The organism is Streptomyces carpinensis (assembly GCF_002154505.1).
GTDB classification, from domain to species: Bacteria; Actinomycetota; Actinomycetes; order Streptomycetales; family Streptomycetaceae; genus Streptomyces; species Streptomyces carpinensis.
The window spans coordinates 1-15,898 of the sequence record NZ_MUBM01000391.1 but is presented as its reverse complement, the minus strand read 5'-3'; the positions used below and the strand labels follow the sequence as shown (position 1 = coordinate 15,898).

Annotated in this window: 15 protein-coding genes; 4 read left to right on the top strand and 11 right to left on the bottom strand. The window is 71.5% G+C overall.

Features of this window, described 5'->3' with window-relative positions; all coding sequences use genetic code 11:
* From BZY54_RS39920 to mce, 6 genes are all read right to left on the bottom strand, one after another.
* On the bottom strand, positions 1-794 hold a 794-nt coding region (locus BZY54_RS39920; protein WP_143668236.1), incomplete at its 3' end, for an ABC transporter ATP-binding protein.
* 142 nt (positions 795-936) lie between these two features.
* A complete protein-coding gene (locus tag BZY54_RS39915) occupies positions 937-1,707 on the bottom strand; it encodes an ABC transporter permease (protein WP_086730242.1) in 771 nt (256 codons plus the stop codon).
* 3 nt (positions 1,708-1,710) lie between these two features.
* Positions 1,711-2,715: an ATP-binding cassette domain-containing protein gene (locus tag BZY54_RS39910; protein ID WP_086730241.1), complete on the bottom strand. Its 1,005-nt coding sequence runs from the start codon at positions 2,713-2,715 to the stop codon at positions 1,711-1,713.
* An 86-nt stretch (positions 2,716-2,801) separates the two neighbouring features.
* The gene (locus tag BZY54_RS39905; RefSeq protein WP_086730240.1) at positions 2,802-3,737 is read right to left on the bottom strand and encodes a coiled-coil domain-containing protein; all 936 of its coding nucleotides are present in this window, start codon (positions 3,735-3,737) and stop codon (positions 2,802-2,804) included.
* A gap of 226 nt (positions 3,738-3,963) precedes the next feature.
* Complete coding sequence (scy, locus tag BZY54_RS39900) at positions 3,964-7,911, bottom strand: polarized growth protein Scy (protein ID WP_086730239.1); 3,948 nt, start codon at positions 7,909-7,911, stop codon at positions 3,964-3,966.
* Between the two features lie 235 nt (positions 7,912-8,146).
* The gene (mce, locus tag BZY54_RS39895; protein WP_086730238.1) at positions 8,147-8,587 is read right to left on the bottom strand and encodes a methylmalonyl-CoA epimerase; all 441 of its coding nucleotides are present in this window, start codon (positions 8,585-8,587) and stop codon (positions 8,147-8,149) included.
* Positions 8,588-8,736: 149 nt separating this feature from the next.
* Between mce and BZY54_RS39890 the strand changes: the two genes are divergently transcribed.
* Positions 8,737-9,945: an acetyl-CoA C-acetyltransferase gene (locus BZY54_RS39890; protein ID WP_208640914.1), complete on the top strand. Its 1,209-nt coding sequence runs from the start codon at positions 8,737-8,739 to the stop codon at positions 9,943-9,945.
* A 172-nt stretch (positions 9,946-10,117) separates the two neighbouring features.
* Positions 10,118-11,074 (top strand): methylmalonyl Co-A mutase-associated GTPase MeaB, encoded by a 957-nt coding sequence (gene meaB / locus BZY54_RS39885; protein ID WP_086730245.1) that lies wholly within the window; start codon positions 10,118-10,120, stop codon positions 11,072-11,074.
* Positions 11,075-11,126: 52 nt separating this feature from the next.
* On the opposite strand, the gene BZY54_RS39880 is transcribed toward meaB, so the two are convergent.
* From BZY54_RS39880 to BZY54_RS39865, 4 genes are all read right to left on the bottom strand, one after another.
* Complete coding sequence (locus BZY54_RS39880; RefSeq protein ID WP_086730236.1) at positions 11,127-11,603, bottom strand: MarR family winged helix-turn-helix transcriptional regulator; 477 nt, start codon at positions 11,601-11,603, stop codon at positions 11,127-11,129.
* Positions 11,604-11,698: 95 nt separating this feature from the next.
* Entirely contained in the window at positions 11,699-12,454 is a 756-nt protein-coding gene (locus BZY54_RS39875) for an AIM24 family protein (protein ID WP_425276360.1), read from the bottom strand.
* Positions 12,455-12,492: 38 nt separating this feature from the next.
* Positions 12,493-13,143, bottom strand: a complete 651-nt coding sequence (locus BZY54_RS39870) for an AIM24 family protein (protein WP_086730234.1) — start codon at positions 13,141-13,143, stop codon at positions 12,493-12,495.
* Between the two features lies 1 nt (position 13,144).
* On the bottom strand, positions 13,145-13,777 hold the full coding sequence (locus BZY54_RS39865) for an AIM24 family protein (RefSeq protein ID WP_086730243.1): 633 nt from the start codon (positions 13,775-13,777) through the stop codon (positions 13,145-13,147).
* A 131-nt stretch (positions 13,778-13,908) separates the two neighbouring features.
* Between BZY54_RS39865 and BZY54_RS39860 the strand changes: the two genes are divergently transcribed.
* Positions 13,909-14,253, top strand: a complete 345-nt coding sequence (locus BZY54_RS39860; protein WP_086730233.1) for a DUF3817 domain-containing protein — start codon at positions 13,909-13,911, stop codon at positions 14,251-14,253.
* Positions 14,250-14,552 (top strand): MTH1187 family thiamine-binding protein, encoded by a 303-nt coding sequence (locus BZY54_RS39855; protein WP_086730232.1) that lies wholly within the window; start codon positions 14,250-14,252, stop codon positions 14,550-14,552. The genes BZY54_RS39860 and BZY54_RS39855 overlap by 4 nt, the downstream gene beginning before the upstream one ends.
* Positions 14,553-14,806: 254 nt before the next feature.
* Here the strand turns inward: BZY54_RS39855 and BZY54_RS39850 are convergent, their stop codons facing one another.
* Positions 14,807-15,793 carry an ArsR/SmtB family transcription factor gene (locus BZY54_RS39850; RefSeq protein WP_086730231.1) on the bottom strand — a complete coding sequence of 329 codons (987 nt, stop codon included), beginning with the start codon at positions 15,791-15,793 and terminating at the stop codon, positions 14,807-14,809.
* Between the last annotated feature and the right edge of the window lie 105 nt (positions 15,794-15,898).

The window sequence follows — 15,898 nt, the reverse complement described above, 5'->3', positions numbered from 1 at the left end:
GGCAGCGGCAGCCCGGTCACCCGCAGCGCGCCGTCCTGCTCTGGCAGTACATGGCCGCCGGCCTCGGTCAGCGCGGCGGTCAGCTTCTCCCGCTGCTGCGGCTCGGTGTCCGGGGTGCGGACACGGGCGAAGTCCGCGGAGTTCGCGGAGATGAAGTCCCGCACGCTCATGTCGGCGAGCAGCTGGCCGCGTCCGATGACGATCAGATGGTCGGCGGTCAGCGCCATCTCGCTCATGAGGTGACTGGAGACGAACACGGTCCGCCCCTCGGCGGCCAGCGACTTCATCAGGTTCCGCACCCAGAGGATGCCCTCGGGGTCGAGGCCGTTCACGGGCTCGTCGAACAGCAGCACCTGCGGGTCACCCAGCAGCGCCGCGGCGATGCCGAGCCGCTGCCCCATGCCCAGCGAGAAGCCCTTGGAGCGCTTCCTGGCCACGCCCTGGAGACCGACCACGCCCAGCACCTCGTCGACGCGGCGCGCCGGGATACCCGACAGCTGGGCCAGGGACAGCAGGTGGTTGCGGGCGGACCGGCCGCCGTGCACGGCCTTCGCGTCCAGCAGAGCGCCCACCTGGCGCGGTGCGTTGGGCAGCTTGCGGTACGGGTAGCCGCCGATCGTCACTGCGCCCGCGGTGGGGTTGTCCAGCCCGAGGATCATCCGCATGGTCGTCGACTTGCCCGAGCCGTTCGGCCCCAGGAAGCCGGTGACGGCCCCGGGCCGTACCTGGAAGGAGAGGTTGTACACGGCGGTCTTGTCGCCATAGCGCTTGGTCAGGCCGACTGCCTCGATCATGCTCCGGTCCCATCGGAAGGTACCCGTCCCGGAATTGCAGGACAGCGGGGCACACGCCCCCGTAAGGGTTAGGAGGATATCCGGGCGCTGACGGTTCCGGCCAAAAGAAAGTAAAACGAGGGGGGTGAGCGGCGAACGGATCTCAGGCGTCCCGCTTCCGCAGCAGCGCGTAGCCGCCCGCGAGCGCCGCGATCACCCAGAGCGCCATGATCCCGAGGCCGCCCCAGGGCCCGTACGGGGTGTCGTCGCGGACCCGGGGGATCACCTCCATGATCCGGCTGCCCGCCTGGTCGGGCAGGAACCGGCCGACCTTCTTCGTCACCGACACGTTGCCGAGGATGTTGGAGATCAGGAAGAAGAAGGGCATCAGGATGCCCAGCGACAGCATCGGCGAGCGCAGCATCGCGGCGACGCCCATCGAGAACATCGCGATGAGGGTCATGTAGAGGCCGCCGCCGATCACCGCCCGCAGGACGCCGGGGGCCCCGAGCGAGGTCCCCAGCGAGCCGAGCATCGCCTGCCCGAGGAAGAAGGTGGCGAAGCTGGTGGCCATGCCGACGACCAGGGCCAGGCCGGTCGCGACGGCCACCTTGCTCGCCAGGAAGGCCGCCCGCCGCGGGACCGCGGCCAGCGAGGTGCGGATCATGCCGGTGCTGTACTCGTTGGACACCACCAGCACCCCGAACACGATCATCGCCAGCTGGCCGAGAGTCATGCCCGCGAAGCTGAGGAGGGTCGGGTCGAAGGAGAGCCGCTCCTGCGGGGGCATGTCGCCGAACTCGTTCTTCGACAGCGCCGAGATCAGCGTCCCGAGGGCGACGGTGACGACCACGGCCAGGGACAGCGTCCACACGGTGGACGCCACCGACCGGATCTTGGTCCACTCGGACCGGATGACCTGGGTCGCCGCCATGCCTCAGCCCTCCGCCGTCGTCTTGGTCGCCGGGTCGGCCGTGTCGGCCGCGCCCCGCCAGGTTCCCGTGTCCCAGTCCGCGCCCCACGGCCGCTCGGGCGGCTCCGTCCGCGCGTGGTACTCCACCGAGGGGGCGGTCAGCCGCATGAACGCCTCCTCCAGGGAGGACCGCCGGCTGCTCAGCTCGTGCAGCACCACGTGGTGCCGCGCGGCCAGCTCGCCGATGTGCTCGGCCTTGCCGCCCTCGACCTCCAGCAGCCCGTCGCCGGTCTCCACGGCCGTGATGCCCGCGCCGTGCAGCGCGTCGAGCAGCCGCTCGCGGTCCGGGGTGCGGATGCGGACACAGGAGCGGGAGTTGCACTCGATGAAGTCCGCCATGGAGGTGTCGGCCAGCAGCCTGCCCTGGCCGATCACGACGAGGTGGTCGGCGGTCAGCGCCATCTCGCTCATCAGATGGGAGGAGACGAAGACCGTACGGCCCTGGGTGGCCAGCGACTTCATCAGGCCGCGGATCCAGTGGATGCCCTCGGGATCGAGGCCGTTGACCGGCTCGTCGAACATCAGGATCCGGGGATCGCCGAGCAGCGCGCCCGCGATGCCGAGCCGCTGGCTCATGCCGAGCGAGAAGCCCTTCGCCTTCTTCCGGGCCACCGCCGTCAGCCCCACCGTCTCCAGCACCTCGTGCACCCGGCCGGTGGGGATGCCGTTGCTCTGGGCGAGGCACAGCAGGTGGTGGTAGGCGCGGCGGCCACCGTGCACCGCCTTGGCGTCCAGCAGGGCGCCGATGTACGTGAGCGGGTCCGCCAGCTCGTGATAGTGCCGGCCGTCGATGCGCACGTCCCCGGCGGTGGGATGGTCCAGGCCGAGGATCATCCGCATGGTGGTGGACTTCCCGGCACCGTTGGGCCCGAGGAAGCCCGTGACGATGCCCGGCCGCACCGTGAAGGTGAGGTCGTCGACCGCCACCTTCTCGCCGTACCTCTTGGTCAGGCCCGAGAGCTCGATCATGCGGCCACGCTAGAACCGCACAAAGCCCCCCGCCACCGGAAGGCGGCGGGGGGCTCGACGACGGTCGGCCCCGGCGGGGGCGTTCGTCAGCGGGTCTGCTGGGCCGGAACCCCGCGGGAGATCGGCTCGTCCTCGGCCGGCGTGCCCGCGGCGGCGACCGCGGCACCGGTGAGGGTCGCCAGCATCTCGCGCACGTTGGTCAGCTGGGCGTTGATGGAGTCGCGACGGTTGGTCAGCGCGGCGAGCTCGCGCTCGGACTCCGAACGGATGCGGTCAGCCTTGGCGTTGGCGTCGGCCACGATGTCCTCGGCCTGGCGCTGCGCCGTCTCGACGGTCTGGCGGGCGCGGCGCTCGGCGTCGGTGCGCAGCTTCTCCGCCTCCAGGCGCAGCTGCTCGGCGCGGTGCTCGATCTCCGCGAGCCGCTTCTCGGCCTTGGCCTGACGGGACGCCAGGTCGCGCTCGGACTGCTCGCGGCGCTTGGCGAGGTTCGTCTCGAAGTCGGCGGCGGCCTGGGCGGCCTTGGCGCGGGTCTCCTCGAAGAGGGCGTCCGCCTCCTCGCGCTTGGACTGCGCGTCCTTCTGCGCCTCGGAGCGCAGCTGGGCGGCCTCGCCCTTGGCCTTCTCGACGATCCGGACGCCCTCGTCCTCGGCCTTGGCCTTGCGCTCCGCGGCGAAGGACTCGGCGTCGTTGCGGACCTGCTGGGCCGCCGACTCGGCGAGTTCGCGGTGCTGCTCGGCCGCGCGTCGGGCCTCCTCACGCAGATCCTTCGCCTCTTCCTCGGCGAGGCGCAGGATCTTCTCGACCCGCGCGCCGAGACCCGCGTACGACGGCTCCGCGTCGGTGACCTGCGCCTGGGCGTTCTGCGTCTCGAGGTGGAGCTCCTCGATGCGCTTCTCCAGAGCGGTGATGCGGGAGAGAGCGCTGTCACGGTCGGAGACGAGCTTGGAGATACGTTCGTCCACCTGAGCGCGGTCGTACCCACGCCGCACAAGCTCGAAGCCGTAGGGGGAAGTGTCGCTCATGGGGTTCCTGTCGAATGAGACCGGTGAGGTGATAGGTCGAATCCTAGGGGCCGAAGCGGTGTGTCATCGAGCGGATACGTGTTTGATCCGGAGAATGACACCTCTTTTGAGTGGCTGACCGCCGGACGGCTTGCCAAGGACCGGGGCAAAGTCCCCGAAGGGCACCCCGAGGACTTCCGGGCGGCCCTCGAGGAAGCCTCCGAAACGCCCCGAATCACTCCCTAGGTTAGCCTTCTGACGACTTGCCACCCGACCGGGGTGCGCCCACGGTGGCGCCCGCCTTCACGCCGCCGTCCTTGCCGGACGACGGGGCCTCGAAGGACTCGAGCGCCTCCAGGACGTCCTGGACACGGGAGATCTCCGCGTTGATGTCCTCGCGCCGGCGCACCAGGATGTCCAGCTCGCGCTTGCCCTCCTCGACCGTGCGCCGGGCCTCGCGGACCGCCTCGGCCTTGAGCTCCTCGGCCTCCTTGGCGAGCGCCGCCTTCTTCTGCTCGGCCTCCTTCAGCAGGCCCTCGGCCTTCTTGACGGCGGCGATCCGCACCTTGCCCGCCTCGGAGTTCGCGTCGGAGACGATCTCCTTGGCCTTGGCCTGCGCCTTGGCCAGCTGCTCCTCGGCGGCCTTGATCAGCGCGTCGCAGCGGTCGCCGGCCGACTTCATCGTCTCGGCGGCCTCGCGGCGGGCCCGCTCGTGCAGCTCCTCGATCTCGGCGGTCAGGCGCTCGCGCAGCTCCTCGGCGCGCTCGCGGATCTGCGTGGCGTCCCGGCGGGCGCCGACGAGCAGCTCGTCCGCGTCCGTACGGGCCTTCTCCACCAGCGTGTTGCCCTGCACGGTCGCCTCGGACACGAGCCGCTCGGCCTCCTGGCGGGCCGCGCCCACCATCGTGTCGGCCTGGGACTCCGCGTCCGCCTTGGTCTTGACCGCGCTCGCCTGCGCCTCGGTGAGCAGCTTGTCGGCCTCGGCGGTGGTCTCCGTGATCAGCGTGTCGACCTGCTCGGCCGCCTCCGAACGCCGCTTGTTGGCGTCCTTGCGGGCCTCGTCCAGGGTCCGCTCGGCCTCCTCGCGGGCGGCGGTCAGCATGCGCTCGGCCTCCGCCTCCGCCTCGGCCTTCAGCTGCTCGGACTCGTTGCGGATCCGCTCGGCACGGGTCTGCGCGGAGCCCACGGTCTCCGCGGCCTCGGCACGCAGCCGCTCCGCGTCCCCCGTGGCGTCCGAGATCAGCCTCTCCGCCTTGGCGACGGACTCCGCCCGCACCCGCTCGGCCTCCGCGGCCGTCTCCGCCCGCAGCCGGTCCGTCTCGGTGATCGTCTTCGTCCGCAGCCGGTCGGCCTCGGAGATCGTCTCCGTCCGCAGCCGGTCGGCCTCCATGATCGTCTCCGTCTGGAGCCGCTCCGCCTCCGAGCGCGCCTCGGAGATCAGCGTGTCCGCCTGCGTCGCCGCGTCCGACCGGATGCGGTTGGCGTCCTCGCGGGCGTCCGCCCGGGTGCGCGCGGCGTCCTGCTCGGCCTGCGCGATCGTGTCCGAGGCCTCGGTGCGCACTCGCTGGGCGTGCTCGGCGACATCCGTACGGATGCGCTCCGCCTCCGCGATCGCCTCCGACACCGTGCGCTCCGAGAGCGCCTTGGCGGCCTCGGTCTCCTCCTGGGCCTCGCGCCGCAGCCTCGAGGCGTCCTCGCTCGCCCGCTCCCGCTCGGCGTAGGCGTCGGCGCGGACCCGGTCCGCCTCCTCCTCGGCCTCCCGGCGGGTACGGTCCGCCGCGTGCTCGGCGGCCGAGCGCAGCCCGGTGATCTCCTCCTGCGCCTGCTCGTGCAGCCCGGCGACGGAGTCCCGCACCTGCTGCGCGTGCTGCTCGGCGGCCGACACCAGCTCGGTGGCGCGCCGGTCGGCCTCCTCCACCAGCCGGGTGGCCTCGGCCTGCGCCTCCTCCACGCGCTTGCGCGCCGAGGCCAGCAGCTCCTCGCTCTGCTCGCGGGCCCGCTCGCGCTCCTGGTCGGCCTCCTGGCGCGCCGCGCCGAGGAGTTCCTCGGCCTCGCGGCGGCGCCGCGCGGCCTCCTCCTGGGCGGCGGCCAGCGTCTCGGACGCCTCCGAACCCAGCCGCTCCGCGGCGGCCTGCGCCTCGGCACGGACCCGGTCGGCGGTGTCCTGGGCCTCCACTTTGAGCCGCTCCGCCTCCGCCGCGGCCTCCGAACGCAGCCGTACGGCGATGGCCTCGCCCTCCGCGCGCGAGGCGGACGCGTCCGAGGCGGCCTCGGTGCGCAGCCGGTCGGCCTCGGCCTCCGCCTGCTGCTGCAGGGTGCGGATGCGTTCGGCCGCCTCTGTGCGCAGCCGGTCGGCCTCCTCGCCGGCCTCGCGGCGGATCCGCGCGGCCTCCTCGCGGGCGTCGGCCAGCGACTGCTCCGCGGCGGTCAGGCGCTCCTCGGCCTCGGTGTGCAGCCGGGTCAGCTCCTCGGTGGCCTCCGCCTGCCGGGCCGCGAGCGCCCGCTCGGTCTCTTCGCGCAGCTCGCGCGCGGCGCGCTCGGCGTCCGCCCGGACCGACTCCGCCTGCTCGTCCGCCTCCGCGCGGTACCGCTCGGCCTCCTTGCGGGTGCGCTCCAGGGTCTCCTCGGCCTGCCGGCGCAGTGTGGTGGCGCGCTCGATGGCCTCGGTGCGCACCTTCTCGCTGTCCGCCGTCGCGGTCTTGCGCAGCTCGTCGGCGTCCGCCTTGGCCTTGGCCAGCAGCTCCTCGGCGGACTTCGCCGCCTCCTCGATCTGCGCCACGGCCTCGCGCCGGGCCTCGGCCCGGATCCGCTCGCCCTCGGCGACCGCCTCGGAGCGCAGCTGCTCGGCCTCGCCGCGCAGCCGGCGCGCCTCCTCCTGGAGCTCGACGGTCTTGGCGCGGTACTCCTTGGTGTCGTCCTTCGCCGCGCCCTTGAGCTGCTCGGCGATGTCGTGCGCCTCGGCGCGCAGCCGGTCCGCCTCGGCCTCGGCCTCGGTGCGGATCCGCTCGGCCTCCTCGGCCGCGGCCTTCGTGGTCTGCTTGGCCTCCTCGGCCGCCTTGTTCAGCACGTCCTCGGCGGTCTTGGCCGCCTTCGACAGCTGGGTGGCGCTCTCCTCGGCGGTGATCGTACGGGCCTTCTCCGCGGCCTCGGTGACGATCTTCTCCGCCTCGGCGCGGGCGTCCGCGACCAGCTGCTCGGCATCGGACCTGGTCTGCTCGGCCTCCTTCGTGGCCTCCTCGACCAGCCGGGCGACCTGCTCCTTGGCCGTGCGTGTGCGCTGCTCGTTGGCGGACTCGGCGCCGGCCAGCGCCTTGGCCGCGGCCTCCTTGGCCTCGGTGACCAGCTTCTCCGCCTCGGTGCGGGCCTCGCGCAGCGCCGTGTCGGCCTCCGCGATGCGCTGCTCGGCGGCCCGGCTCAGCTCGGCGGCCTCGCGGCGGGCGGTCTCCGACTCGGTGGCGGTGGAGGTGCGCAGCTGCTCGGCGTGGTCGGTGGCCTCCTGGGCCTGGGTGGAGGCGGCGTTGAGCAGGCGCTCGGCATCCGTGCGGGCGCGGCGCAGGATCTGCTCGGCCTCCGCGCGGGCCGACTCGGCCTCGCTCTGCAGCCGCTGCCGGGCCTCGGCGGTCAGCCGTTCGGCCTCCGCGCGGGCGGCGGCCATCGCCTGCTCGGCCTCCGCGCGGGACTCGTCCAGCAGCCGGCGGGCCTGCTGCTCGGTGCGGGCCCGCAGCTGCTCCGCCCAGGCCACGTTCTCGTTGACGTGCGACTCGACGGTCTGGCGGCGCTCGGCCAGTTCCTGGTCGAGCTGCTGGCGGCGGGTCACCGCCTCCTGGTGCAGCTCGGCCTGGAGCCGTGCGGCCTGCTCGGCGTGCTCCTGGAGGATGCGCTGGGTCTGCGCTCGGGCCTGGCTCAGCTCCCGATCGGCGTCCGCCCGGATCTGGTCGGCCTGCATCTGCGCGTTGCGCAGCAACTGCTCCGCCTGGTAGCCGATATCGGCGCTGTCGTAGGCGGGCCGGGTCATGATGGTGCGCCGCGCCTCGTGCAGCTTGGCGCGCAGCACCTCGACCTGGTAGCCGAGGTCCTCGGCGTGCTGGATCGCCTTTTCCCGCTCGGTCTTCAGCCGATCCATCTCGGCCTCGAACCGAGAGAGGTGGTCGACGTCAGCCGCCGGCTCTCGCTCCTGGCGTTCGTAGCCCCGCACTGCGCGGTCCCATCCGTCCCCTGGTCGCAAGCTTGTCCAAACGAGCTCCGTCCATCCACCGAACGGGGCCCCCGGGGAATGGTGTCAGATCAACGGCGGAGCATGGGCTGCTGCCCCGTCGCTCGTCCCCCGAAACCCGGACCCCGGCGAGGTTCCGCCGTCAGGACGGCAGAACCCGGCCGCCCCTGTTTCAGGGACGACCGCCCCCAACCCTACCGGCCCTTATGTACGTGGGTCAGTGCTCAGCAGACTCAACAGCCGCCGAAGTGACCAGTTCTGTCAGCACACCGTGACAATCCTTGGGGTGCAGGAAGGTGATCCGTGACCCCATGGAGCCCCGTCGCGGCTCGTCGTACAGAACGCGTACGCCCTTCTCCCGGATCCCGGCGGCGTCGCCGTCCACGTCCGCCGTGCCGAAGGCGATGTGGTGCACGCCCTCGCCGTTCTTCGCGAGCCACTTCCCGACGGCGGAGTCCTCGCGGGTCGGCTCCAGGAGCTGCAGGTAGGAGGCGCCGCCGTCGGACGTCTCGTTGATCTTGAGCATGGCCTCGCGCACGCCCTGCTCCTCGTTGACCTCGGTGTGGAACACCTCGAAGCCGTAGGTGGTCCGGTAGAACTCGACGGTGGCGTCGAGGTCGTGGCAGGCGATCCCGATGTGGTCGATTCGCGTCAGCATGATTTCAGTGCAGCGCCAACCCGGTGGTTACGCAACGTGCGCGCGATCACACCGACGGCCCGATGACGGAGCCGACCGCGTCTCAGTACATTCGAAGTAAACCCTCGTTCACTCCTCGGCTGTGCAGGCCGGTAAGGGGATCGCAGCTCATGTCTTCTGGAACTCCCGGTACGACCAGCTCGGTGATTGTCGCGGGCGCCCGTACGCCCATGGGGCGACTGCTGGGCTCGCTGAAGTCCTTCTCCGGAGCCGACCTCGGCGGCTTCGCCATCAAGGCCGCCCTCGACCGTGCGGGGATCGGGGGCGACCAGGTGCAGTACGTGATCATGGGCCAGGTGCTCCAGGCCGGGGCGGGGCAGATCCCGGCCCGGCAGGCCGCCGTCAAGGCGGGCATCCCGATGAGCGTCCCCGCGCTCACCATCAACAAGGTGTGCCTGTCCGGTCTGGACGCGATCGCGCTGGCCGACCAGCTGATCCGCGCGGGTGAGTTCGACGTGGTCGTGGCCGGCGGCCAGGAGTCCATGACCAACGCCCCCCACCTGCTGCCCAAGTCCCGCGACGGCTTCAAGTACGGCGCGGTGCAGATGCTCGACGCGATGGCCCACGACGGCCTGACCGACGCCTTCGAGAACATCGCCATGGGCGAGTCGACGGAGAAGCACAACACCCGTCTGGGCCTCGGCCGCGCCGAGCAGGACGAGATCGCCGCGCTCTCGCACCAGCGCGCCGCCGCCGCGCAGAAGAACGGCCTCTTCGACGCGGAGATCACCCCCGTCGAGGTCCCGCAGCGCAAGGGCGACCCGGTCCTGTTCAGCAAGGACGAGGGCATCCGCGGCGACACCACGGTGGAGTCGCTGGCCAAGCTGCGCCCCGCCTTCACCAAGGACGGCACGATCACCGCCGGCTCCTCCTCCCAGATCTCCGACGGCGCGGCGGCCGTGGTCGTGATGAGCAAGGCCAAGGCCGAGGAGCTGGGCCTGGACTGGATCGCCGAGATCGGCGCCCACGGCAACGTGGCCGGCCCGGACAACTCCCTGCAGTCGCAGCCCTCCAACGCCATCCTGCACGCGCTGAAGAAGGAGGGTCTGGAGGTTTCCGACCTGGACCTCATCGAGATCAACGAGGCGTTCGCCGCCGTGGCCGCGCAGTCAATGAAGGACCTCGGTGTGTCCACGGAAAAGGTGAACGTGAACGGCGGCGCCATCGCCCTGGGTCACCCGATCGGGATGTCCGGGGCCCGGCTCGTCCTGCACCTGGCGCTGGAGCTGAAGCGCCGCGGCGGCGGCGTCGGCGCGGCGGCGCTGTGCGGCGGCGGCGGACAGGGCGACGCGCTGATCGTCCGGGTGCCGAAGGCGTAAGCCTCCCTCTCGACCGACGACCGACCTCTTTACGCGGATCATGTGAGCCGACGGGGGAGCGCCGGTGCCGGGATGCCGAGCGCGCGAAGGCCCGAAGGGCTGAGCGCGGTCGGCATCCCGACACCCGCCGAAGCGCCCCCCGAGGCGAAGGAACATGCAGAACGGAGCTGTGATGCAGGACGTCTCCTCGCTGGTGGCCCAGGCCAGGGAAGGGCGGCCGCGGGCCGTCGCCCGGCTGATCTCCCTGGTGGAGGGGGCGTCCCCGCAGCTCAGGGAGGTCATGGCGGCGCTCGCACCGCTGACCGGCAACGCCTACGTCGTCGGCCTGACCGGCTCCCCGGGTGTCGGCAAGTCGACCTCCACCTCGGCCCTCGTCACCGCCTACCGCAAGCAGGGCAAGCGGGTCGGGGTCCTGGCGGTCGACCCGTCCTCGCCCTTCTCCGGCGGCGCGTTGCTCGGCGACCGCGTCCGCATGTCGGAGCACGCCTCCGACCCCGGCGTCTACATCCGTTCGATGGCGACCCGGGGCCACCTGGGCGGCCTCGCGTGGGCCGCGCCCCAGGCGATCCGCGTCCTGGACGCGGCGGGTTGCGACGTGATCCTGGTCGAGACGGTCGGTGTCGGCCAGTCGGAGGTGGAGATCGCCTCCCAGGCGGACACGTCCGTCGTCCTCCTGGCCCCCGGCATGGGCGACGGCATCCAGGCGGCCAAGGCGGGCATCCTGGAGATCGGCGACGTCTACGTCGTCAACAAGGCCGACCGCGACGGCGCCGACGCCACGGCCCGCGAGCTGAACCACATGCTGGGCCTGGGCGAGTCCCGCGGGCCCGGCGACTGGCGCCCGCCCATCGTCAAGACGGTGGCGGCCCGCGCCGAGGGCGTCGACGAGGTCGTCGAGGCCCTGGAGAAGCACCGGGCGTGGATGGAGGAGCGCGGCGTCCTGGCCGAGCGCCGTCTGGCCCGCGCGTCGCACGAGGTGGAGACGATCGCGGTCACGGCCCTGCGCGAACGCATCGGCGACCTGCACGGCGACCGCCACCTGGGCGCCCTAGCGGAGCGCATCATGGCCGGCGAGCTGGACCCGTACCGCGCGGCGGACGAACTGGTGGCGGGCCTCACCCAGGCCTGAGCCCACCCGGACGCGGAGGGCGGAGCCCCGGGGCTCCGCCCTCCGCGTGCTGTCAGGGGCGTCCCCGCTGCCCCCGCAGGTGCTCGGCGATGGGCTTGAGCGCCTTGTCCAGCTCTGTCAGCGCCTCCGGCTCCAGCAGGTCGATGAAGTGCCTCCGCACGGACGCCACGTGGTACGGGGCGACCTTCTGCATGGTCTCCAAGCCGTGCTCGGTGAGGACCGCGTACAGTCCCCGGCGGTCGGACTCGCAGTTCTCACGGCGCACCAGGTTCGCGTTCTCCATCCGCGTGATCTGGTGCGAGAGGCGGCTCTTGGACTGGAGGGTGGCGGACGCGAGGTCGCTCATCCGCATCCGTACGTCCTCCGACTCGGAGAGATTCACGAGGATCTCGTAGTCGTTCAGTGTCAGGCCGAACGGCTGCAGGTCCTTTTCGAGCTGGTACGTCAACAGCCTGTTGACCTCCAGGTGGGTGCGCCAGGCGCACTGCTCCGCATCGGTCAGCCAGCGCGTGGCCGTCTCGGTCTCCATGAATGAAGTCTACCTAAAAAGTTGAAAGGCGAACTAGTGAGGGGTGGTGTGACGGCGCGCACGCGTTCGAGCCGTCACACTCCGCAGACTACCGCTCACAGCCCGAAGCGACGCTGGAGGTCTCCGAGCTGTCCGGGAAGGCGCGGTGCGCCGGCTTGCTGTCCGTGGCTTCCGGACACTCCTGCGCCACCGGGTACCCCCGGCTCGTGCGGAACCACCCCCGTGGCCTGCTCGGCCATGAGGACCTCGGTCGACTGGAGCAGGACCGTGCCGGCTCCCACGAACTCGAACTGATGCTCCTCTCCCGAGGCTCCGCCAAGGCCCGTCATCGCACGTAGACCGCCCATCACCCCGGTCATGTAGCCATGGTCGTAGTGATGGCAGGGGGACGGGCAGTCGGCCCATCCGACGAGGGCCTGCGGGTCCACCCGGATCGGCGGCTCCATGAACACCACCGGCCCGTTGGACGCGGCCACGAACTTCCCGGTTCCGATCAGGGTCAGAAAGCCGGGCACGATCGACTGCTTGAGCGCGAGACTTGGCTGAAAAGCGAGCAAGTTGCCCGAGCGAATGGTCAGATTGCCGTCGTCCAGGTCGTAGGAGTTGACATCGAAGGCCCGGTCGGCGAGCAGCATCTTGCCCGAGCCCTCCGCCACGACCCAGTCGCTCGCGTGCAGAGGCGAATGGAACGACGTCCGCACCAGACGGTCCAGCCGCCCGTGCCCGACACCGTTGAACTCGATCGTCCCGTAGTAGGCGATCATCTTCCCCTTCTGCAGGAACCACTGGCTCCCCTTGAGCTCCACGCAGAAGGCGTATTTGTTCACGTTGTCGTCGACCGGCAGGGTCATCGGGTCGTACACCACGGGCCCGGCCGTTCCGTAAGCGCTCACAGCTTCTCCTCCGAGGCCTGCACGTACACCACACCGCTGCCGCTCAGCTCCAGCTGGAAGGCCTCCCCGGACCCCCGCCCCACCATGTCGCGCCAGCCCAGGGCGGTCGACAGCCGGTTGCGCACGTCGCCGTGGTGGGCGACGTAGGCCTGCGGATCCACATGGACGGGTCGCTGCGGGGTGATCGGCACCTCGAAGACGCCCCCGTGCGCCATGACGGCCACCGAGCCGTGCCCCTTCAGGGTGGTCGTGAACAGCCCCTGCCCGGTCACCTGCCCCCGCACCATGCCCATGACCCCGCCCTGCGAGCCCATGAACATCGTGCCCTGCTGGAGCGTGCCCTCGAAGACGAGCAGCCGGTCCGCCTCCACGTACAAAGTGTCGCCCGCCAGGTCGATGACCTGCACGTGGTGCCCCCCGTGCCCGAAGAACACGGTCCCGCTGCCCTCCACGGTCATCAGCGGCGTGGCCTCACCCGCCACCCGCCGCCCGATCATGGACATCAGCCCACCCTGACCCCCCTGGATGTTGGGCGTGAACGCCACATCCCCCTTGTACGCCAGCATCGCCCCCCGCTGGCTGAACAGCCGCTGCCCCGGCACCACCGTGGCCTCGACCATCTTGGAATTGATCTCCCGGAAGGCCATGTCAGACGTCCCCCGCGATCGTGTTCCGCTCGCTCGGCTGCACGTACACGAGCCCGTCCCCCTCGAACCGGATCTGGAAGGCCTCCCCGCCCCCCTCGCCCAGCAGGGTGCGGAAGGTCACCCCGGACTGGAAGGACTGCCGCACGTTCCCCTGGTGCGCCACATACGCCCCCGGATCCACGATCAGCGGATACTGCGGACTGACCCTGAGCACCACCGCCGGCCCGTCCGACAGGATCGCGGCCTGCCCGTGTCCCTCGACGGTGGTCGTGAACAACCCGTTCCCCTGCGAGGCGCCCCGCAGCCCGGTGAAGGTCGTCCCCGTCCTGAGCCCCCCGTCGGTCGCCAGCAGATTGCTGGACTCGACGAACAGCTTGTCCCCGGAAAGCCGTACAAGATTGATCTCGGACGCCCGATCGGCGAACCAACAGGTCCCCTGCCCCCGCACCTCCATCACGGTCATCTGCTCACCGGTGAGCCGCCGCGTCACCATCCCGCGCAGTCCCTCACCGCCGCCAGTCAGCTTCTTGAAGGCCATCTGCCCGTCGTACGCGACCATCGAGCCGTTCTTCGCCTTCACGGCGTCCCCGGTCATGTCGACGGCGAGCACCTTGCTGCCTTGAAGTCGGAACATCGCCACGGTGCGAAGGTAGCGGCGGACGCGGGCGCAGACACCCCCTCTCATCCCGTCCCGGACGATTTGCCACAATGGACGAAACTTTGTGCTCGCGTTCACAAACGCGTCTCTCCCACCGAAGGTGACCCGTGGACATCAAGACCGCCACCGCCCTCCGCCGCCTCCGCCTGGTATCCGCCCCCGAGGCGGTGTCCTTCATCCTCCTGCTGGTCTGCTCGGTCCTGAAGCGGACCACGGAATTCAACGCGGTACCCGTGATGGGCTCGATCCACGGCGTCCTGTTCGTCCTCTACGTGCTCTTCTGGGCCGACGCCTGGAACCGCGCGAAGTGGCCGTGGAAGACCGCCGCCCTCTACTTCGTCCTCTCGGTCCTGCCGACCGGCGGCTTCTTCGCCGAGCGCAAGCTCAAGCGCGAGGCCGAGGACGCGGTGATCGCCTCCCGCGCCCGCCGCGAAGGGATCGTGAACGCATGATCGTCGCCTTCTCCGTGACGCCCCTCGGCGTCGGCGAGGACGTGGGGGAGTACGTCGCCGACGCCGTCCGGGTGGTCCGCGAGTCCGGCCTGCCCAACCGCACCGACGCGATGTTCACCTCCGTCGAGGGCGAGTGGGACGAGGTCATGGACGTCGTCAAGCGCGCCGTGGCCGCGGTGGAGGCCCGCGCCCCCCGCGTCTCCCTGGTCCTCAAGGCCGACATCCGCCCCGGCGTGACGAACGGCCTCACGACCAAGGTGGAAACGGTGGAACGCCACCTGGCTCAGCAGACCGAATAACCCGTCGCGACCGGCACCCGCCCCACGGCGGAAGGGGCCGTGGGGGTGCGTCACAGCCCGCCGCGTACTGCGGTCTCGACCCAGTTCAACCGACCACACTCCGGGCCGTTTGTCCGTGTGCGGCGGGCTGGACGCACCCCCACCACGCACCCGCGGCGCAGCACCGAGCACCCCGCACACACACCCGCGGCGCACCACCACGCACCACCGCGCACCACCCACCCACAGGCCGCGCCGCGACCCGCCCGGCCCCCTCACCCGCCGGACGCCAGCGCCATCCCCAGCGGCGTCCGCTCGTACAGCACCTGATGCCCGTACCGCCGCGAGGTGAGCAGCCCCGCGTCCCGCAGCACCCCCAGATGCGCGGACACCGACGACGGCGCGAGCCCCAGCCGATGCGCCAGCGCGGTCGTCGTCGCCGGGTCGGTCAGCGCGGTCAGCACGGCCGCCCGGCCCCGCCCCAGCAGCCGTACCAGCGCCCGCGCCGACGCGCTCTCCGCGTCCGGCTCCGTCCACAGCCCCGCCAGCCCCCGCGCCGGATACACCAGCGTCGGCTGCCACGGCGGCTCGAAGCCGCTGATCACGTCGGGCCAGGAGAAGACGCTCGGCATCAGGACCAATCCCTGCCCGCCCAGGTCACGCCGGTGCTCCCCGTGCCAGTCGACGGTCAGCGTCCGCCCGTCCCAGTACAGCCGCCGGTCCAGCTCCGGCAACAGCGCGCCCAGCCCGACCTCGGCCAGCCGCCGTGAGTGGAAGGCCACGTCGGCCTCCAGCAGCGCACGCAACCGCGGCCACTCGGGCTCGACCAGCGCATGCCACGCGGCCTCCATGAGATCGGCCAGCTCCCGTACCGCTCGCTCCGGATCGGCCAGCAGCGCCCGCCCGCGCGAGGACCCGAGCGCACCGGGGGTGTCGGCGAGGGACAGCGCCAGGTCCTCGCGGGCCGCCGCGGGGTCGGCCACCCGCACCGCCGCGATCTCCTCCTCGAACGTGGCCGCCGGCCCGAGCGGCGGCGGCCCCAGGAAGTCAGGGCTGTGCCCGCGGGACGGCATGAGCAGCCACAGCGTGGTCAGGTCCAGCCCCCGCGCGGCCTCCCGGATCCGCCGCAGCCAGTGGGGGTGGTACCCGTGCCGTTCCGGCCGCCCCAGCGTCCGTACCGCCTCCTGCGTCTCCCACAGCGGGGACACGGCGAACCGGCACCGCAGCAGGTCGTCGTCCCCGAAGTGCAGACGGAACGGCATGACGACGACCCACCTCGACGGGAAGATTCGGCAGAGGGCGAAACTCTAGGCCTTCCACCACCCCGCCCGCACCCTGCGGTACATGCAGCAGCACCCGGCCCCTCC